18 protein-coding genes and 1 pseudogene are annotated in these 20,127 nt (G+C 40.5%); 5 read left to right on the plus strand and 14 right to left on the minus strand.

Annotation, left to right across the window (positions count from 1 at the left end; all coding sequences use genetic code 11):
• Positions 1 to 116 precede the first annotated feature (116 nt).
• On the plus strand, positions 117 to 1,250 hold the full coding sequence (locus FD724_RS12065; protein WP_179072797.1) for an ISAs1 family transposase: 1,134 nt from the start codon (positions 117 to 119) through the stop codon (positions 1,248 to 1,250).
• A 435-nt stretch (positions 1,251 to 1,685) separates the two neighbouring features.
• On the opposite strand, the gene FD724_RS12070 is transcribed toward FD724_RS12065, so the two are convergent.
• From FD724_RS12070 to FD724_RS12095, 6 genes are all read right to left on the minus strand, one after another.
• Entirely contained in the window at positions 1,686 to 3,179 is a 1,494-nt protein-coding gene (locus FD724_RS12070) for a catalase (RefSeq protein ID WP_179072798.1), read from the minus strand.
• 340 nt (positions 3,180 to 3,519) lie between these two features.
• Complete coding sequence (locus tag FD724_RS12075; RefSeq protein ID WP_179072799.1) at positions 3,520 to 4,893, minus strand: alkaline phosphatase family protein; 1,374 nt, start codon at positions 4,891 to 4,893, stop codon at positions 3,520 to 3,522.
• 15 nt (positions 4,894 to 4,908) lie between these two features.
• Positions 4,909 to 6,135: a metabolite traffic protein EboE gene (eboE, locus tag FD724_RS12080; protein ID WP_179072800.1), complete on the minus strand. Its 1,227-nt coding sequence runs from the start codon at positions 6,133 to 6,135 to the stop codon at positions 4,909 to 4,911.
• Positions 6,136 to 6,282: 147 nt separating this feature from the next.
• On the minus strand, positions 6,283 to 7,215 hold the full coding sequence (gene eboC / locus FD724_RS12085; protein ID WP_306297088.1) for a UbiA-like protein EboC: 933 nt from the start codon (positions 7,213 to 7,215) through the stop codon (positions 6,283 to 6,285).
• Between the two features lie 145 nt (positions 7,216 to 7,360).
• Positions 7,361 to 8,269: a TatD family hydrolase gene (locus tag FD724_RS12090; RefSeq protein ID WP_256874534.1), complete on the minus strand. Its 909-nt coding sequence runs from the start codon at positions 8,267 to 8,269 to the stop codon at positions 7,361 to 7,363.
• Between the two features lie 118 nt (positions 8,270 to 8,387).
• Complete coding sequence (locus FD724_RS12095) at positions 8,388 to 9,269, minus strand: EboA family metabolite traffic protein (protein WP_179072801.1); 882 nt, start codon at positions 9,267 to 9,269, stop codon at positions 8,388 to 8,390.
• A gap of 474 nt (positions 9,270 to 9,743) precedes the next feature.
• Here FD724_RS12095 and FD724_RS12100 point away from each other — a divergent pair, with 474 nt between their 5' ends.
• A complete protein-coding gene (locus tag FD724_RS12100; RefSeq protein ID WP_114085310.1) occupies positions 9,744 to 10,946 on the plus strand; it encodes a 3-dehydroquinate synthase in 1,203 nt (400 codons plus the stop codon).
• A gap of 185 nt (positions 10,947 to 11,131) precedes the next feature.
• Here the strand turns inward: FD724_RS12100 and FD724_RS12105 are convergent, their stop codons facing one another.
• Positions 11,132 to 11,350, minus strand: a complete 219-nt coding sequence (locus FD724_RS12105; RefSeq protein WP_041565643.1) for an RNA chaperone Hfq — start codon at positions 11,348 to 11,350, stop codon at positions 11,132 to 11,134.
• Between the two features lie 69 nt (positions 11,351 to 11,419).
• On the opposite strand from FD724_RS12105, the gene dapF reads away from it, so the two are divergent.
• Positions 11,420 to 12,259 carry a diaminopimelate epimerase gene (gene dapF, locus FD724_RS12110; protein ID WP_179072802.1) on the plus strand — a complete coding sequence of 280 codons (840 nt, stop codon included), beginning with the start codon at positions 11,420 to 11,422 and terminating at the stop codon, positions 12,257 to 12,259.
• A gap of 202 nt (positions 12,260 to 12,461) precedes the next feature.
• Here dapF and FD724_RS12115 read toward each other — a convergent pair whose 3' ends face one another.
• From FD724_RS12115 to FD724_RS12135, 5 genes and pseudogenes are all read right to left on the minus strand, one after another.
• Positions 12,462 to 13,460 carry a DMT family transporter gene (locus FD724_RS12115; protein ID WP_179072803.1) on the minus strand — a complete coding sequence of 333 codons (999 nt, stop codon included), beginning with the start codon at positions 13,458 to 13,460 and terminating at the stop codon, positions 12,462 to 12,464.
• A gap of 96 nt (positions 13,461 to 13,556) precedes the next feature.
• A complete protein-coding gene (locus FD724_RS12120) occupies positions 13,557 to 14,195 on the minus strand; it encodes a DNA-3-methyladenine glycosylase (RefSeq protein ID WP_179072804.1) in 639 nt (212 codons plus the stop codon).
• A complete protein-coding gene (locus FD724_RS12125; protein WP_256874535.1) occupies positions 14,179 to 14,733 on the minus strand; it encodes a methylated-DNA--[protein]-cysteine S-methyltransferase in 555 nt (184 codons plus the stop codon). The genes FD724_RS12120 and FD724_RS12125 overlap by 17 nt, the downstream gene beginning before the upstream one ends.
• Before the next feature lie 167 nt (positions 14,734 to 14,900).
• Positions 14,901 to 15,915: pseudogene (locus FD724_RS12130) on the minus strand (transposase).
• Between the two features lie 119 nt (positions 15,916 to 16,034).
• Positions 16,035 to 16,604 (minus strand): DUF1206 domain-containing protein, encoded by a 570-nt coding sequence (locus FD724_RS12135; protein WP_256874536.1) that lies wholly within the window; start codon positions 16,602 to 16,604, stop codon positions 16,035 to 16,037.
• A 209-nt stretch (positions 16,605 to 16,813) separates the two neighbouring features.
• Between FD724_RS12135 and FD724_RS12140 the strand changes: the two genes are divergently transcribed.
• On the plus strand, positions 16,814 to 17,683 hold the full coding sequence (locus tag FD724_RS12140) for an alpha/beta fold hydrolase (protein ID WP_179072805.1): 870 nt from the start codon (positions 16,814 to 16,816) through the stop codon (positions 17,681 to 17,683).
• A 295-nt stretch (positions 17,684 to 17,978) separates the two neighbouring features.
• Positions 17,979 to 18,434 carry a pentapeptide repeat-containing protein gene (locus tag FD724_RS12145; RefSeq protein WP_163929430.1) on the plus strand — a complete coding sequence of 152 codons (456 nt, stop codon included), beginning with the start codon at positions 17,979 to 17,981 and terminating at the stop codon, positions 18,432 to 18,434.
• Positions 18,435 to 18,759: 325 nt separating this feature from the next.
• On the opposite strand, the gene FD724_RS12150 is transcribed toward FD724_RS12145, so the two are convergent.
• Both FD724_RS12150 and FD724_RS12155 read right to left on the minus strand, forming a co-directional pair.
• Positions 18,760 to 19,476 (minus strand): molybdopterin-dependent oxidoreductase, encoded by a 717-nt coding sequence (locus FD724_RS12150; RefSeq protein WP_179072806.1) that lies wholly within the window; start codon positions 19,474 to 19,476, stop codon positions 18,760 to 18,762.
• Positions 19,477 to 19,483: 7 nt separating this feature from the next.
• Positions 19,484 to 20,080, minus strand: a complete 597-nt coding sequence (locus FD724_RS12155; RefSeq protein WP_179072807.1) for a cytochrome b/b6 domain-containing protein — start codon at positions 20,078 to 20,080, stop codon at positions 19,484 to 19,486.
• Between the last annotated feature and the right edge of the window lie 47 nt (positions 20,081 to 20,127).

The raw sequence follows: 20,127 nt of genomic DNA on the forward strand, positions 1-20,127 counted from the left end.
CCTTCCGATCAAAGTGACTTTTACAGATGCTGTGAAAGTGAGGACGGCTGGCCTTCATTGAACGTGGTATTCTCACATTTATCAGAAAGAAGAATTACGTTCTTATTCTCCTCTCTATGAAGCTGAAACCCAAAATTACGATTGCTGACCATTTTGCGGTGATACAAGATCCACGAGTAGATCGCACCAAACGACATAAATTAATCGATATCATGACCATTGCCGTATGTGCTGTGATTTGTGGTGCGGATGGTTGGGTAGCCGTAGAGACTTATGGTTGTGCAAAGTATGAATGGTTAAAAACATTTTTAGAATTACCAAATGGGATTCCGTCCCACGATACATTTGCAAGAGTATTTGCACAAATAAATCCTCAACAGTTCCAGGAATGTTTTCTGAGCTGGATGAAATCAATACAGAAGATAACTGATGGTGAAGTTGTCGCGCTTGATGGGAAAACTTTACGTGGTTCTTATGATACAAGTAGTGACCAAAGCGCAATTATAATGGTAAGTGCCTGGGCAACTACAAATAAATTAGTGCTGGGACAAGTAAAAGTAGATCAAAAATCAAATGAAATTACAGCAATTCCAGAATTATTAAAGGTATTAGAACTGTCAGGATGTATTGTGACCATTGATGCAATTGGCTGCCAGAAGGAGATTGTGAAGCTAATCACACAGCAAAATGCAGATTATGTAATTGGGTTAAAGAAGAATCAAGGAAATCTTTATGATGAAGTAGAAAAACTATTCTCTTCAGGCATAGCTACAGGATTTGAGGGGATTGCACATAGCACGTATAAAACAGAAGAAACAGGGCATGGTCGTCATGAAATCCGCAATTACGTAATGTTCTCTCAAATTGAATCTCGGCTTAACCCAGATTCAATTTGGTCAAATTTTAATAGTGTTGGCATGGTAGAATCTGTCCGTTCATTCAATGGTGAAACAACGGTTGAAACTCGGTATTTTATCAGTAGCCTTGAGTCAGATGCTAAACAGTTTGGTAATTCTATTCGCAGTCATTGGGGAATTGAAAATTCATTGCATTGGCTATTGGATGTTGCCTTAAGAGAAGATGACTGTCGAATTAGAAAAGATAATGCCCCACATAATTTTGCAATTCTCAGACATCTTGCAGTCAATCTTTTAAGTCAAGAGAAGCGTGTCAAACGTGGAATCAAAAATAAACAGTTTCTCGCGGCGATGGATAACAAATACTTACTAAGTATTTTAGCGTTAGCTTAAAATAGTACATCAAAACTTGAGTTGAATGTTTTACATAAAAGTTTTATTTATTCTCTAAGTAAATATATTCTTATGTAGCTCATAATTGAATTATTTTAGTATTGACGATTAGTCATTCAGTTGAAGATAAGCTAATTCAAATTTTGAAAAATATTTGATTTATTTTATTTATCATTTCACCGATTTTTGCAATTATCTATGTCATTTTGGAATCTCCCTTAGTTTTTATTAGTAAATAAGATGCGTTTGCCCTGCCCCTAACCCCCCTTAAAAAGGGGGGAACCGGAATCAAAGTCCCCCTTTTTAAGGGGGATTTAGGGGGATCTAAAACGTTTTGCTACCAAGAAAAGAACTTTTCAAACATCCTCTAAGGCGGGCAAGACTTCGGCGTGAGCGCTCAGTCGAACGCTGCCCACCCCACAAAATTGGATAAGGCTACCAGTTGCCTACAGGTTGAGCATCATGAGAAAACATTGAGGGATCGATTGAAATGCCCAATCCTTCAGCTACACGACGACCATAAGAAATATCTGCCCGGAAGAAGTGGCAAAGTTGGCGCATTTGGATGTCCTGCCTTGCTTGAGAGAGACTACCAACAATATTTTTCGCCAGACGCTCTTGCTGCTCAGGAGTTAGTAACCGATACAGATTACCTGCTTGGGTGTAATCGTCGTTTCCTTCACGATGACTGTAACGATCGACTGTGACATCGCCCAAATGACTAGGTGGTTCTGCATAAGCTGGATTTTCTTTAGGCGTACCCTCAGCACTATTCGGTTCATAGTTAGGAACGCTACCGCCGTTGTTCCCCGATGCCATAAAGCCATCTCGCTGATAATGCATCACTGGACATTTGGGCTGGTTAACAGGTAGTTGCTGATAGTTACCACCCAAGCGATACCGTTGAGCATCTGGGTAAGAAAAAATTCGAGCTTGCAGCATTTTGTCTGGAGAGAAACTAACGCCAGGAACCACCGCACTAGGGCTAAAAGCGGCTTGCTCAACTTCGGCAAAATAATTCTCTGGGTTACGATTTAGCTCTAATATCCCGACTTCAATTAAAGGATATTCCCCTTGTTTCCAAACTTTGGTTAAGTCAAAAGGATTGTCAGGATGTTTTTCCGCTTGCTCCTCGGTCATCACCTGAATACACATCCGCCACTTAGGATAGTCTTTTTTAGCGATCGCTTCAAACAGATCGTGAGTTGCATGATCTGGATCTTCGCCCTTAATCTTAGCCGATTCTTCCTCTGTCAAGGTTTGATGCCCTTGCAGAGTCTTGAAGTGAAATTTACACCAAACGCGATCGCCCTCAGCATTAATTAAACTAAAGGTGTGGCTACCAAAACCGTCCATGTGTCGATGGGTTTTGGGAATTCCCCGATCTGAAAAGAGGATCGTCACCTGGTGAAGCGATTCTGGACTGAGTGACCAAAAATCCCACTTTGCATTCTGGTCTTTGCAATTGGTTTGGGGATTGCGCTTTTGGGTATGGATAAAATCAGGAAACTTCAAAGGGTCGCGGATGAAGAAAATAGGGGTATTGTTACCTACAAGATCCCAGTTACCCTCCTCAGTATAAAACTTAAGGGAAAAACCTCTAGGATCACGCTCGGCATCTGCTGAACCCTTTTCTCCGCCAACTGTAGAAAAGCGCAAGAGAACTTCCGTTTTCTTACCAATTTCAGAGAAAAGTTTGGCTTTACTGTAGCGGGTAATGTCATTGGTAATAGTCAAAGTACCATGAGCAGCCGCACCTTTAGCGTGAACAACTCTTTCAGGAATACGTTCTCTGTTGAAATGAGCCAGCTTTTCTATGAGGTGGAAATCCTGCATTAATACAGGGCCACGCGCTCCAGCCGTGAGTGAGTTCTGGTTATCGCTAACAGGAATACCATCAGCAGTTGTCAAATTTTGGGGTTCAGTCATGGTTAAAGAAGCTCTCCATGTAAGTTACTCAGATTGCCCACAGTACATTTTAGTCAGTAGATGTATACCTACTGACATAACAAACTAATTCAACGTAAGTTCGATGAACCTTTCCCTCCCAGCCTCCCTCTGGGAAACGGAAAGGGAGGAGCAACGAAAAATTCAGCTTTTTGCTCCCCTCTCGTGTCGGAGAGGTCAAATAAGATTTGTCGAACTCACGTTAATTCATAGTCATTACGAGTTTATATATAAATCATACTCGATATGATTATGAATTACCATAAATTTTTTTTGCATTTTGGTAAGATGCAGAGGCGATATATCTTCTCTATACTGCCTTTCAGGTATTTAAATGTTTGAGAATCAACGAACAAACATCTGTCGCCTCAATTTGATGTTCATCAATTAGATGAGTTTGATGGGTGATAAATAGAGGCCCTTCATCTGGGGAAGTGGTGATATTACCGTGAGAGCCACGCACCAGGGAAGCATCCAAAGGAATTACATCCATTAAGTAGCGAAAACCTAGTTGTTTCTTAAGTAACTTGAGAGCAATTTTTCCTTGAGGAAATTTTATTTGTGGATCGAGGAAAAGTTCTACAGGATCGTAACCAGGTTTGCGGTGGATATCTACAGTTCTAGCAAAATCAGGCGCTTTGGCATCATCGAGCCAATAATAATAGGTAAACCAAGCGTCAGATTGTGCGATCGCTACCAACTCACCGGATCTAGGATGATCGAGATGATAGGCTTGTTTCCCCTCGTCATCCAACACCTGCGCTACGCCTTCAGTCGCTTCTAAAAGTGATCGCACTTTTGGGATATACGCCGGATGGTTGACATACACATGAGCAATTTGATGATCGGCAACGGCAAAGGCAATGCTAGCACCAAAATCGAGCAGTTCTCGCCCTAATTCTTCTCGTATAGCAATTAGGCCATTTTCTCGTAATACACGATTCAAATCCACCGCTTTAGAAACTGGGGTAATGCCATACTCAGAAAGAATAATTACCTGAGTATTACGTGCTTCAAAATATTTAATTAAATCGCCACAAACAGTATCAATTTCTCGTAAATCAACTTGTATCTGTGTTTGATTGTTACCAAATTTTTGCAGACAGTAATCTAAATGTGGCAGATAAACTAGTGATAATGTAGGGCTGTAGCGTTCCTCAATCCATTTTGCGGAATTGGCAATCCATTGACTAGAACTAATGGTAGTTTTTGGGCCCCAAAAATCGAACAGAGGAAAATTTCCTAAATCAGATTGAATTTGCGATCGCACATCACTAGGATGAGTATAAATATCAGGTAATTTTCTCCCATCTGCGGGATACATTGGGCGCGGCGTAATCGCATAATCTGCTGTCGAGTACATGTTGTACCACCAAAAAAGGTTGGCACAAGTGAAAGTTGGGTCAATTGATTTAGCTATTTCCCAAACTTTGGGAGCCTGCACTAGTTTATTAGACTGCCGCCAAAACTTCACTTCACATTCATCACGGAAGTACCAACCATTAGCGACAATTCCATGTTCATCAGGCAACTTTCCTGTTAAATAAGTAGCCTGAACTGAACAAGTCACAGCAGGTAACACTTTTCCTATAGAAGCTACCTGCCCCTTGGCAGCCCAAGAAGATAAAAACGGTGTATTTTCTCCTAGTAAACTGGGCGTTAATCCCACGACATTTAGAACAACTGTTTTCTGCATGAAATTAATTTCCTGTTAATTTGCGGCAAATTCTTTTAATACCCACTCATACTCACGCTGAATAGAAGTTAGTAAATCTATCTTCATTTCTGATGGCAATACATCCCAAGTGTAAGTTTCAATTTCTAAATGTGAGCAAGCATTGTTTGTCTGAAGTAGATTTAAAGCAGTAGCGATGTCATCTTGGGTAGACTGCAAAATTTGATAATCATGAATAAAAATTGGTACATGAAAATGAGTCCGCCATTCTTCAGCTAAAGATTGCTCTAAATGTGGTAGTGCAGTTATTAAGTCAGGATAGTGATGCAGTGTACCATCAGTGCGACGTTCTATTACCTGGTGGAGATAAGTAGATTCAGCAAAAGGGCGTAATCGCTCAACTATTAAACTACGCTTCTCAACATCAGCAGGTATTTTTACTTGAATTGCTGCACTGATTTGAATTTTACCAATTTTAATTCCTGCTGATTGAAAACGCGCAAACACAGATTGCGGTTCTTCATATTCAACTGAAAAATGGCAGGTATCATAGCAAATCCGAACGTGTTCTAGCAATTTAGTCTCTGCTAAATGCTGCTCAATATTTAATTTTTCTGATAAGTAATTACCACCGATTGGCAATAACCAATTTTGGTAGAAGTCAATTACTTCTGAGGTATTTTCAATCAACCCATCAGGCTCAGGCTCTAAATCAATATGAAGTATCTTGCCTGTTTCTTCACCGATACGAATCATTTCTACAACAACTGATGCTATGTTCAAACAACTCTTTTTCAGAACAGTATCGAAAGTTGCTTGGTCTTTTACCCACCAAGGTTTATAGGATAATGGTAGTGTAGAAATTCCGCCATCAAGTCCTTGGGGTAATAGACTAGCTAAAATATGTGCCAAGTTTAATGTATAATTAACACGTTCTTGTGTAGACCAATCTGGCGCATAAACTTGGTCTTTTACCACCTGTCGATGAAATCCACCATAAGGGAATCCGTTTAAGGTGAAAACATATAAATCTTGTTGAGTCAGCCAAGTTTGGAATTGAGCTAAGTTATTACTTTCTAAAAGTTGTTTTGCAGCTACATCTGATAACCGTAAGCCAATACCAAAAGGTTCTGTAGGTGATAAACGTGATTTGAGTTCGGGAATATACTTCTCTAAATTGGCGAAAACCTCTAGCCAACTTTCACCAGAATGAATATTGCTGCAATAAGTTAAGTGAAATTTGCTACCTTTTGTAATCTTCATTTTCTAGTTTTATCCCTTGTATATGTAATCTTTTTTCTTTGGCTTATACTGTTGCACAAAATACTTGCTACATATTCATGGTTAGAGGCGCATATATGTGCGCCCCTATAGCCGATTAATGGTATTACTGGGTGTATACATTGAAATTTAAGTAACAGCAAATAGTCGTGCTAATTTCATCGAAATTGGCAGCAAAATTAGAACCAATAAACCGTAATACAAACCAGCAAAACCAGATGCGACAGTTGCATCTAAAACTATTAGAGATAAAACGCCTATTTTTACCGCATTTCGGATATTTTCGGCTATCGGTTCACGTGCAGCTTTGATAAAATTAGGCAAGACTCTGATAGCTAATAAAACAGCGAATGGTAGTGCTGCGATCGCTGCATATTCTCCTAATAATCCTAAAGCTAAAACTGCCATCAAAACTATTGCAATCAGCAGTAATGCAAGTACTCCCGTAATCTTCTTCCCTCCGTGAACTTCACCCTGACTAATTGCGGTGATCGCAGCAATATAAAGAATAGGAATTAGTGCTAAATACCAACGTTCCCAGACTATTGCGGGTACAGCACTTACACCTAATAATAAGTTACTGCCACGACACAAACCCATATTTAAAGGGCCAAAAAAAGGATGATGTTTGGCAAGTGAGTCATATAAAAGGGATGAAAGAGTGATAAATATAGCGATTGTAGCACTCAACCAGGATACTTGAAAAGCAGCTATAATCCCGATCGCAAACAGTATACTCCCCAATAAAGTAGCATTTTGACGAGATACGCGACCACTAGGAATTGCTCTATTTGATCGTTCTTTTGCATCTAAGTCTGCATCGAAAACATCATTAAAAACTATACCGCCGCCGTATAAACCAGTTGTAGCCAATAACAACCAACCTAATGGGATTAGTACAGGAAAATTTGATTCTCCGTTAATTAATTGAACAAAAATAATCCCAGAGCCAGAAGCAGCAAAACCAAGAAGAATATCTGCCCAGGCAGTAACAATATTAGCAGGACGCATCAATTCCAAATAACCCCGCCAGCTTTGAAAATTTAAGCTTGCAACATTCACTTATCTGCCTCCGTGCTTATTAATTTCTCAAAACAAACCCGCATATTACAGATGAATCACCGAGAGACTCCATGAGTTACATTGACAACGCAAAGATGAAAATCTATCTTGCAATGCCCAATTCCCAATGCCCCCTTATAATTTTCTACTCAATCAACACAAAATCTGAAACTGATTTGATTCCTGGTTCTTGTCCCCGCAGCACAGAATTACCACTGAACAACTGGCGTTGATCGATAGATTGAGGATTGAGCCAATCTGAAGCTTTCATCTGCCCAGTTTGACTGTAAGCAGCTAGAGCATTTTCATAACAAACTGCTCGCACATGTTCTTCAGGAATGCCCCTATCTAACATCAACTGAGCCGTTTTTGGTACTGCCAATGGATCGCTGATACCCCAATCAGCACTACTATCTACAATGATGCGATCGCATCCATACTTACGGACAACTTCTACCATCCTGGCGTTACCCATCTTCGTCTGTGGGTAAATCGTGAAAGCTGCCCAAAAGCCCCGTCCTAATACTTCTTCAACAGTTTCTTCGTTATTGTGATCGATAACTACTTGTGAAGGATCTAAGCCATATTCAATACAGCGATCCATACTCCGACTAGCACCCGCCTTCTTATTCCGATGGGGCGTATGAATTAGTACCAACGTATCGAGTTCTTTGGCTAATTCTAACTGTTGACAAAAGTACTTATCCTCTGCTTCTGTCATGTCGTCATAGCCAATTTCACCAATGGCAACAACTCCTTCTTTACAAGCATAAAGTGGTAGCAGTTCCATAACTTCAGCTGCTAGCGCTTCATTGTTAGCTTCTTTCGGATTTAGGCCGATTGTGCAGTAGTGTTGGATGCCAAACTGACTAGCACGAAACCGCTCCCAACCTACAAGACTACTGAAGTAGTCTTTAAATGAGCCAGCGTTGGTTCGGGGTTGTCCTAACCAAAAGGCTGGTTCAATAACGGCGACAATGCCATATTCCCGCATTACTAAGTAATCGTAAGTAGTACGGGAACACATGTGAATGTGAGGATCGATATACATCATGGTTTTAATAATTGGGCATTGGGATTAGGGGAGAGGTGACAGGTGACAGGTAATAGGGAATAATCTGTACCCTATTACCTGTCACCTATTCCCTTCTTCATTTGTCAACTGACAAGCGTTAGCATGGCTCGCCGCAGGCATCGCGGTTAAAACTGTTCCAAGTCAGATTACCTTGTTGGATGGATGACTGTAAATCTGGGTAACGAGAAAGTAATGCTTGCGCTTGGGGTAAAGGAGACTCAGCACAAGCTAATGCTGCGGCTTCTTGTTCGGCTGTATCGCCATTAGCCAGTACTTTTTCCAAATCTGTAACGATCGCACTATCCGCAAACCGCCCTACAGGTCGCCAAAGTTCTGGCGTAACTGAGCGTTTAGCTGCCCAACGTTCATGGGCATAGTCTGCTAACATCTTCGCTAATTCTGGGTTAGCACGTCGGTCTAGTCCCCAAATTAAATGCAATGGACTGCCGACAAACACAGCCTTCAGTACCATCTGATTCCAAGCAGCATTGTCTAAATAATTCGCTGGATAAGGGTTACGTAGTGCTATGGCTTGGAATACATTACTCATATTGCTGCGAATTCCCTCAGCAGCGCGATGGCAATGTAACTCTGGATGTGGTAATAGCGGCAAACTTTGGTAAAGAGCAACTAACTCCCCCATATCGGCAGTGGAGAAGACTTGATCGAGCGATCGCACATACCCCTGGGCATCATCGTGGGGCAAAGCTAGAAGCAAGAGTGTGCGACCTGCTTGATCTACACTCCAATTACCAGGATACCAACCGGGAATCACATCTTCTGCTGCTTCCAAGTCCTGGAATGTTAGCTGCAAATCCTGTTTACCTAGATAACGCGGTACAGCACTAAATGCCGTGAAAAAAACTCTTTCAGCAGCGCCGCTAGAAATTTGTGCCTGCTTCTGCTCCAGCCAAGCAAAAGCTTTATCTGAAACAGACTTTAACAGCCAGTGATGCAGTAACTTGTTTACTTTACTCATGATAAATTTCAGGAGAAGTTGCCCAACTTTTTTGTGACAACTAAGTATAAAATCTACCACTAAACTTGATAGTTTGTGTTTAAAACAGCTAATAATATACTACTGAGTTCGTAACTTCACTGAATCTATAAAATTTTCCCGATTTTGGAGAAGATATTGTAAAGATCCTATTTTGATTAGATAAACTCTAGAATTAACTTACGGAAAAAATTAGAATTTTATCTAAATAAGAATATCCATTGCTAATTTCATAGATAAATCATAGGCATCACTAAAATTGTAAATTAATATTATTTTTAACTTTGTCTGTCAGGATGAATGCAATTTAAAAGTATGATTAATCTAATGATTTTAAGAGTTCAAAAAATCATCTAAAGGCTGAATTATTTGATATTTTACTATCTTGAATTTAGTCTCAATTGTAATTGCATTAGTGCATGTATTCACAGTTACTAAAAAATAATAATACTTTAAATGGCTATTAAACAAAAAACCGCTCTTAATCTGCAACCGATTAACCAATGTGTCCGCGTGACTTTCAACTATGATGTTCACTTTACTAGAGGTCTATTTCAGTTAGATAATCCTTTATTTGCACAAGTGATTGCCGCAGATGGGGAAACAACCCCAAAGCAAGTACTAGCAGTGGTAGATGGAGGATTTTTACAGTACCAAGATGGCTTACTAAAAAAATTATCAGTCTATGCTCAGTATTATGAAGATGTACTAACACTGAGTGGTGAGCCGATAGTAGTTCTTGGTGGAGAACGAGTTAAGAACGATTCTAGATTTATAGAGCAGATTCATCAGCGAATCAATGCAGCTGGATTATGCCGTCACTCCTACGTTTTAGCAATTGGAGGTGGAGCCGTCCTAGATATGGTAGGATACGCAGCAACAACGGCTCATCGAGGAATTCGGCTGCTACGAGTACCGACAACAGTATTAGGGCAAAACGATTCGGGTGTAGGGGTAAAAAACGGAATCAATGCTTTCGGCAAGAAAAACTTTTTGGGTACATTCATGCCGCCTTATGCTGTCTTAAATGACTTTGATTTTCTGACTAGCCTTGACGATCGAGATTGGCGATCGGGTATTGCAGAGGCGGTGAAAGTAGCGCTGATTAAAGATGCAGATTTCTTCGATTTCATTATGACTAATGCCGATAAATTGGCTAATCGGGATATGGACATAATGGAAAGACTGATCTATCGCTGTTCGCAGTTGCATTTAGAGCATATTGCTGGTGGCGGCGATCCATTTGAAATGGGTTCATCGCGTCCTTTGGATTTTGGACACTGGGCTGCTCATAAACTGGAGCATTTAACTAATTACAGTTTACGTCACGGTGAAGCTGTAGCGATCGGCATTGCTTTGGATACGACCTATTCATATTTAACAGGTCAACTTTTGAAATCTGAGTGGCAAAGTGTTCTACATACACTCAATAAGTTGGGGTTTACATTGTATGTATCGGCACTTACAGAGCAATTAGATCAACTAGACCATCCCCATTGTCTATTTAGGGGGCTTACCGAGTTCCGCGAACACTTGGGAGGAAATTTGACAATCACTCTTCTAGAAGGAATTGGGCAGGGAATAGAAGTCCACCAGGTGGATTTGTCTTTGTATAGAGATGCTATTTTGATGCTGCAAGATTGGCAACTCTCGCATTGATTGTCCCTATGGAAGGGAAATTAGAGTGTATTGCATACAAACGAGCGATCGCTATAGCGTTTCCTAGTCTACTGAGGTACACCAAAATCTTGTTTGCCAAGGTTAGTAGCTTTGAAAACGTACCTCACTAGGTCGGGAACCGCTATAACCAAAATCTTATAGCGATCGCAAGCAAAATTCTATTTCTAACTTGTTTTCGGTTTGATGTATGCGATCGCTTGTTTCCAAACGGTGGTTTGCTGACTGTTTTCATCAGCAATACAGATACACTGTGGATCTTGCCATACAACCTTTCCTGTGAGTACATCCTGAGTTACCAGCTTTAACTCAACTGGCGTTGTTTGTTTAATCAGGTTTTGGACTTGTCTAATACTGGGTAAAGTGGTGTCAAATTCGGTAAGCATTTTTAGTAAAGATGAACCTACAAGGCAAAATAAAGAGTAACTAATCCTTGATAATTCATCCTTGAGAAAATGGCAATCGAATTTACTAAGTATCATGGTCTGGGCAATGATTTTATTCTAATTGACAATCGCTCGTCATCTTTGCCTGTATTGACTCCAGAGCAAGCCATCAAGTTGTGTGATCGCCATTTTGGTATCGGTGCTGATGGTGTAATTTTTGCCCTACCTGGAGAAAACGGCACTGACTACACCATGCGGATTTTTAATTCTGATGGTTCGGAACCAGAAATGTGTGGCAATGGCATTCGCTGTTTAGCTGGCTTTTTGGCAGATTTAGAAGGTGAATCCCGGAATAAAGATTCATATCGCATTCATACTTTGGGTGGTGTAATGACTCCCCAACTCTTATCTGATGGTCTAGTTAAAGTAGACATGGGTTTACCCAGATTACTCGCTGGCGAAATTCCTACCACTCTTGCACCTGTTGAAGAAAAAGTCATTTCTCAGCAGTTGGAGGTGGCGGGGAAAACTTGGGATGTCACTTGTGTAAGTATGGGAAATCCTCACTGCATTACCTTTGTGGAAGATGTAGCAGCAATTGAACTAGAAAGCATAGGCCCGAAATTTGAGCATCACCCAGTTTTTTCCCAACGCATAAATACTGAATTTATTCAAGTGGTACGCCCTGACTATTTAAAAATGCGGGTGTGGGAACGGGGTGCTGGGATTACATTAGCTTGTGGAACTGGTGCTTGCGCTTCTTTAGTGGCTGGTGTGTTAACCGGAAAATGCGATCGCACTGCCACTGTAGAATTACCTGGTGGTCCCTTGCAAATTGAATGGTCAGAAATCGACCAACGGGTTTACATGACAGGCCCGGCTGAAAAGGTATTCACGGGGAAATTGTAACCGACTTACCACCGACATTAGGCAAGTATTAGAGTTACAGGACTTATGCAAAATCATGAAAAAACGAACCACAGAGGCGCAGAGGACACGGAGAAATAAGAGTTTCAGAGAGTTCTTGCGTAAGTCCTAAGTTATTTTGAGGGTTTGTAGTAAGGACTTTAGTGTTTAGAAAATCAGGACTAAAGTCCTTACTACGAACTTATTAAGATTCACTTTCTTGTAGAGATTGTATGGGGGGATTAACGCTAGATTTGATAGATCCTTGGTTAGAAATTGCTAAATATATACCCCCTAAAATTAATGCCAACCCTAGCAAGTTAAAAATACTCAAATTTTCCGAGAAAAGTATCCAAGCAAGAATAGCAACAATCACTGGATTGAGTAACAAAAGTAAAGAGATAAATCCTGAAGAAAAAGTTTTCAGGCTGTATACAATTAGCCCATGACCCAAGGCTTCGCAAATAGCAGCTAGTGCAAATACTACTAACCACCCTGACAAAGAAACTGGCAAAGGTTGTTTTTCAAAGATTAGCACTACTGGTATCATCAATGAAGTTGCGATGACACAGCGCCACAGAAGGATAGTAATAATTGAAAACTTATTGCGGATTTGCTCGATCAGTAAAAAGTTTGCTGCATAAAATATCGATGATATCAGGGCAACAGCATCACCTGTAAAATTATTATTAGAGCGTAATAAATCTTCAAATCCAACTGCGATCGCGCCGATTATGGCTAATATCAGACCGATGATAAATTTACGTCCAAAAATCTGATTAAAAAATAGCCATCCTCCTAATGTAGTAAATAGCGGATTTAGACTACCTAACGCATTAGCATTAGCAGCACCAGTCTGGGTTAGCGCCCAAGTCCAAGATAATCTACCTAATACATGAACTAGACCCACTGCTATTAAAAACGATATCTCTTTGATTGGATAAGGCTGCTGTGGTAATACAGGTTCATCATCTTTAATATGAGTTTGTGCTTGGTTAATTCCACTCCATAATCCAAAGATAATAGTCGCTATCCATAAACGATTAAATAATGTAGCAGTAGCGCTCATTTCTCTAAGAGCAATTTTAATAAATATTGCTGTTGAAGATAAAGCTAATAATGCAATTATTACTATGATTATCGGCAGGATGTTTAAAGTTTTATCAGGCTTTTCTGTTGTTAGGCTTAATTGATTTTCTGCCATTTAGTTTATATTTATTATACGAACCACCAAGTGCGCCTTCTCTACGAGACACTACGTGAACGCGCAGCGTCTCGTTAGAGAAGGGAGAAGGAGCAATTATTTAGGATTACTTAGGTAATAGTGCCATAGAAGTCTTGCCGCAACTGCTCGCCACGGCCGCCAGTGCTGTGTCATTGCTTCCAGTTGAACTGGTGTTGGACGTGTCGCCAAGTTTTTGATTTTTTGCAAAGCGATCGCGATCGCTAAATCGCCTTTAGGAAAGACATCAGGACGTTGCAGCGCCATGAGTAAATAAATATCAACTGTCCAGTCTCCTATACCTTTGAGATGCTTTAACTCAGTTCTGATAGTAGTTTCATCCATTCTTTCCAGCTTGCTGAGGTCAAGCTGATCGCTTGCGATCGCATTCGCCAATCCACGACAGTATAGAATCTTTTGCCGACTGAATCCAATCCCTCTTAATTGAATATCATCCAATGTCAGAAAATTTTCTGGCGTTAGCGGTACAATAACCCCACATAGACGGTTAAATACAGCCCTTGCAGCTGCTACGGAAACTTGCTGTTCTAGAATTATGCACAGAAGCGTTGCAAAACCTGGTTCTCTTGACCATATTGGTGGAGGCCCGAGTGTTTCTAAAATCCGAGCCAAATCGCTGTCAAGATTGGCAAGCTCCATTAAACCACGGGTGAGACTTTCTTCAGTCAATGATTCTAGTTCAGGTATTTGAGTCATCTTTGCTCAATTTCGATTCTTGTACAAGTAGTTTTTGTTTGCGCTCAATCCCCCAACGATAACCACCAAGACTGCCATCACTCCGCAGCACCCGATGACAGGGTATAATCACTGCGATCGGGTTAGCTCCACAAGCATTTCCCACCGCCCGGACTGCTTGGGGTTTGGCAATATCACGAGCAATATCAGTGTAGGTACGAGTTTCGCTATAGGGAATTTTTTGTAATACTTGCCAAACCTGTTTCTGAAATGCTGTCCCACGGATATCCAGTGGTAAATCGAGATGTGTTTCATCTCCCGCAATCAAGTCGAGGATTCCTTGTATCCATTCTTTGTGTATGTGGTCATCACGTATGATGTGCGCTTGGTGAAATTCTTGATTCAAGATGTGTTCAAGTTTGTCTGCTTCACCACCTAGTTTAACGGCACAAATCCCCTTGTCTGTTGTTGCCACCAGTAAATATCCTAGCGGACATGGAGCGATCGCATAGACAATGTTGATTGTTTTTCCAGCTTGTTGGTAAATTTTTGGTGTCATTCCCAGTTGCTTCGGTGCTTTTTCATAAACTTGACTACTTGAACCATACCCCGTGTCGTAAACTGCATGAGCAATTTCCTCCCCTGACTGGAGACGCTGCTTTAATCCAGGACTTACGCAACTGTCACAAGCAATGGCGCGGTGTAGCCGCGCCGTGCGCCAAACAACTAGGCAATAAACATGGGAACATTCGGACGTTTTAGTTGCTGAACTAAATAATTTGATAACAATCCATGCTTAATTTGATAGATTGTTTGACCAGTTTTATAAGCTAAATTTTTGAGCCTAAGCCAAACTAAAATAGCGCAGGCAATATGATTTCTTTGAATACGACCCTTACGACATTGGCATGATTCAATACCAGTCAATTGTTTTAATTCTCTATGAAACTCCTCAACCTTCCATCGTACCTTACACACTTTTTGTACAACGTCCGTAGAATCTTGAGATAAATCGTTTGTAGCGATAAAATCCGTTTTGTCGGTGGAGACAATTACCCGGAACAGTTTCACTTTTTTCGCTTGAGGAAACTTTTTTATTTTAACTATTTTACCTGATTTCAACTCCTCTTCATTCCAAGATAACAATTCAACTTTTTGATAATCTTCTTCACCTGCTGTATCATCAACAAGTCGATTACGTTTTAGAGGACAATAATAATATTTTCCTAATCCATCAATATATAACATCAATTTATTTGTCGCATACCAAGTGTCCATCAAGACAGCTTGAAATGGTAAAACCTTATTATACACAAGGTTTTGCAGCATCTCCATCACATGGTCTATCTTTGTTTTTCTTTTCTCGTTCTGGGTCATAAATGCGATAGTCAACTACCCAAAACTTTCCGAGTTCATGATTTACATATACACAATTTACTAGCCCAATCCCTTGAATTACACCATGCTCATTGCCACTATATTGGCGTTTACTTGGCTCTATTTCAATAGCATATCGTTTATCAATTACTGTGTCATCAAAAACCAAGTAGGCGTTCTCATTTATTTCTATTAAATCTTTCACGTTATCCCAAAGAATCCGAGGTGTTAATTTTTCGTTCTTTAAATAACGGTTGATTTTATCATGACTGATCTGCTCTAAATGCTCTGCCAAATTTGTCAGCGTATAATTAATCTGACTACTTAACAAGTACTGGCAATAGTTAAGTTTAGTAAATCTCATAAAGCTACAGGATTTATTTTATGCCTCCTCAGCTAATCTTCTCATGATTTGATGAATACTTAATACAGCCGATTACTGTTACTAATTTCAGCAATGTTCTCTGAGTACACCACCACCTTCTAGTACATAACTACTATAAAAATGCGATCGCACTGTGCCAGTTGCGTAAGTCCTGTAAAAGCTTGATAAAACTGATAGAAACCTAGAGCAATTACAAACACCCCTACAGTTCCAACTAACCATTCACCAAAGGGTTGAGAAAGCAAACGTGCTGTCGAATCTTCAGTAGAATCACTACTGTTTTTAGCGCTGCCTGTACCCACAACGATTTTCACAGCACTTAAGGCTAAACTTGCATAAATCAAGCCATTAACTGCGTAACCAATTCGCACTGCCAAACCTTTGGCATCATTACCTTTCTTTTCTGGGTCTTTAATTGCCTGTACAAAACGCCAGATTACATATCCGATCAAGCCAATTGCAACTAAAGCCAGTAAAAATTTACCAAATGGCTGGTTGACGATTGTTTGGAGAGCGCCTTGGGTATCAGTTGTTTTACCACCTGTGCCAAAAGCCGCCTGTGCTGCCAGTAGTCCAACTATACCGTAAACTACTCCCTTAGAAACATAGCCAAATCGTCCCAGTCGCTCAACCCACAATGAAGCATGGTTTGTCAACTGTTGTGTCATGGTATTTGGGAAGAATTATATCTATCTTTTATTTACCAAAATTTAGCCACAATTCATATCTACCCCAGGGCAAATTATCTAATATTTTTGCAAAAAATTACTATCGTAATACTGTCTTTTAATAGATGTGAGGCTGCTCAAAATAATATTACAGTTATCAAGTACAGTATGATTATTTAGTATTTTTTAATGCTGAATTTGGATTAATTATGTCTCTAATAGAAACTTCTTGGAAACACGAATATATAATTACCAATGGGGTAAAACTACACTACGTTACCCAAGGTGAAGGCCCTTTAATGTTGATGTTGCATGGTTTTCCTGAGTTTTGGTACTCTTGGCGGCATCAAATACCAGAATTTGCCCAAAATTTCAAAGTCGTCGCCCTTGACTTGCGTGGCTACAACGATAGTGATAAACCAAATGAGCAATCAGCTTATGTCATGGATGAATTTATCAAAGATGTTGAGGGAGTAATCAAAGGATTAGGATACCAAAAGTGTGTTTTAGTTGGACATGATTGGGGTGGTGCGATCGCTTGGAATTTTGCATACACTCACCCCGAAATGTTAGAACAATTAATTATTCTTAACCTGCCTCATCCTGCCAAATTTGCCCAAGGGTTACGCACTCTCCAACAGTTGCTACGTAGCAACTATATATTCCTCTTTCAACTACCGTGGATACCAGAATTACTTTTACAATCTTCCGACTACCAAGCTATTGAAACAGCTTTTAAAGGTACAGCAGTTAACAAAAGTGCTTTCACCAAAGCGGATATTGACGCATATAAAAATGCTGCGGCAAAACGCGGTGCCTTGACAGCAATGTTGAATTATTACCGCAATATTTTTCAGCAGAGAATGCTAAATCCAAGTTGGGGCGTTCTGGAAGTACCAACACTGATGATTTGGGGAGAAAATGACACCGCACTCGGCAAGGAACTAACCTATGACACCGCAGCTTATGTCCGAAACTTTCAAATCAAGTATATTCCTGATTGTGGTCATTGGGTGCAGCAAGAACAGCCGGAATTGGTCAATCAGTATATGCAAGAATTTCTAATAGACCTAACCTAATTTGCGAATTTACGATCAAATCAATTGACAAAGTATAAATACTTATCAAAAGTCCAAATTATGCCAGCCTTTAAAAATATTTAACAGAGATTTAACACTGGCAGCTTTTTAGGGTTTATCGGGTAAAATCGACCAGAAACAGGATATATGGAATTTTTTATCTCGATATTATAGCAAGTTCATATCATAACCAACTTGTTAACGCATAGGATACATTGACCTCACGAAGTTTAGTGAGATAATAGAGTTGTGAGGGACAGAACGGACGCAACTTGATTATTAAGGGGGAAAATATATGAAACTCCAGCTATTAGCGGCCATGGCCTTAGCAACTCCCCTATTTTTCGCTAGCTCGGTTAGAGCCGAAAATCCACAGGATTTACAAAAGCTGCTTTCAACTGGGGAATGTATCCAGTGCAATTTGTCGGGAGCTAACCTCAGTGGCGCTCATTTAATTGGTGCTGACTTGAGAGGCTCGAAGCTCGAAGGAGCAAACCTTGTAGGGGCTAACCTCGAAGGTGCTGACTTAACAGGTGCTAATTTGGCAGGTGCTAACCTAACATCAGCTTATGTAAGCAATGTTAATTTGAAGCAAACCAATCTTAACGGAGTAAATTTTACCCGCGCTACGATTCACGATTCTAATGTGTATAAAGCATCAATGAACGATCTAAATCTAACTGATGCCGAAATATTTAACACTGGAATCGGGATTGGTGGAGAAGATGCCGAAATTCCCGATTGGAAATAAGCTGAACTGAGTAGGCAGGTGAAAATAAACACAACATCAGAGAAACTGGTTTTTTGCCAGCATTATCTTTAAAATCTGCCTATACAATAAATAAAAAATGAAGCCCCTCTTGCTTGTAATCACTTTACTATGACGCAAGCAGAGGGGGTTTCTTATTGGGATTGAGCCGATTTGTCTTGGTGCTATTTTAAAAGCACATAATCAATGATGCTAGTTCCTACAGGGAAAACTCACTATCAAATTCGGAAAGTGAGGATGAAAGCGGTTATCGCACCGTAGCAATCTCAAACTCTTCCCACTTCTTTACTCGGCATTGTTTCGCTGACTATAGCCCTGCAAACCACTCATAGCCCTGATCTTCCCAATAGCCTTTAAGAGGTAACAAATTGCTGACGAATGTAATTTGAGTCACCCACTTGCTTTGCTTATAGCCCAGTTTAATTGGGGATGCTAGGCGCATAGGCGCACCATTATCAACTGATAGTGGTTGTCCATTCTTTTGATAAGCCATCAGGGTTTGGGGATGTACAGCAGAGGCAAGATCCCAGCTTTCATAGTAGCCATCAGCAGATTTAAAGTAGACATAACGGACGTTTGACTTCGGCTGTACCAGCGCTACTAAGTCTCGCAGTCGCACGCCTCCCCATTGAACGATCGCAGCCCAGCCTTCAACACAGACATGGCGAATTACCATTGAAGTCAAGGGAAGTTTTTCAATATCCCCCATACTTAATTGCATCGGGTTACTAACCTCGCCATCAATCTTCAGGCGAAACTGCGCCGGATCAATTTGCGGCGTGAAGTCAAAGGAATTGATTAACAATTTGTCTGCTTCTATGGCACTAACAGGAAATTCTGGAACTGGTTTCTGACTTAACAGGAGTGCTTCTAGACGTTGGTTTAGTGGCTCAGATATTTGCCGCAGATTATCTGAGAACAAATTTGTCCCACAGCCACCTAAAAGAAAACCTACCCCTGAAAGTCCAGATAGTTGCAATAATTGGCGACGGGATAAGGTGCGTTTGGGAAGAATCAGACTCATATTACCTCTACAGGAACATAGACTTAACTAGACGGATGCTTCCTACCTTCAGGGCAAGTAAGGAATGAGCAATTGTAAACAGTATGACTGTGGGAACAGTGATAAAGTGAACAGTGCGTAGAGTTTGCCAACTACCAAACAGCCCCGAAAGCCAATGCAGTTGGGCAGGTTTGTACATCGCCAGACCACTCAAGATTGCCAGCAGTAGCACTGGAATGATAGCAGTATAAACTAGCCGATGCCATGCGTAATTTTTGCGCTTTGGGTTCTGACTGACTTGCAATGCTTTTAAGTCACCACCATCGGCAAAGCGACGCTGCCAACGACGAGTTACAAAGATATAAAGCCCATACCAAAGTAAGTTCAGCGAAAATAGCCACATAGCAGCAAAATGCCAGTGTCTGCCACCCCCAAGCCAACCTCCCAGCAAGATAAAGTCAGGAAAATGCCAACCTGCACGCCCGCCAAATACCGGATTAGCATTATAGATTTGCAGTCCGCTAGTAATCATCAACATGAGACTGATGATATTAATCCAGTGAAAAGTCTTTGATAGAAAAGTCTGACTTGGTGTTGAGCGGACTTTGCGTTTAGATGAGATCATACCAATTTTGGATTTTGAATTTTGGATCTTAGATTTTTAGATTGTTC

It is taken from the genome of Nostoc sp. C057 (assembly GCF_013393925.1).
Classification (GTDB): domain Bacteria; phylum Cyanobacteriota; class Cyanobacteriia; order Cyanobacteriales; family Nostocaceae; genus Nostoc; species Nostoc muscorum_A.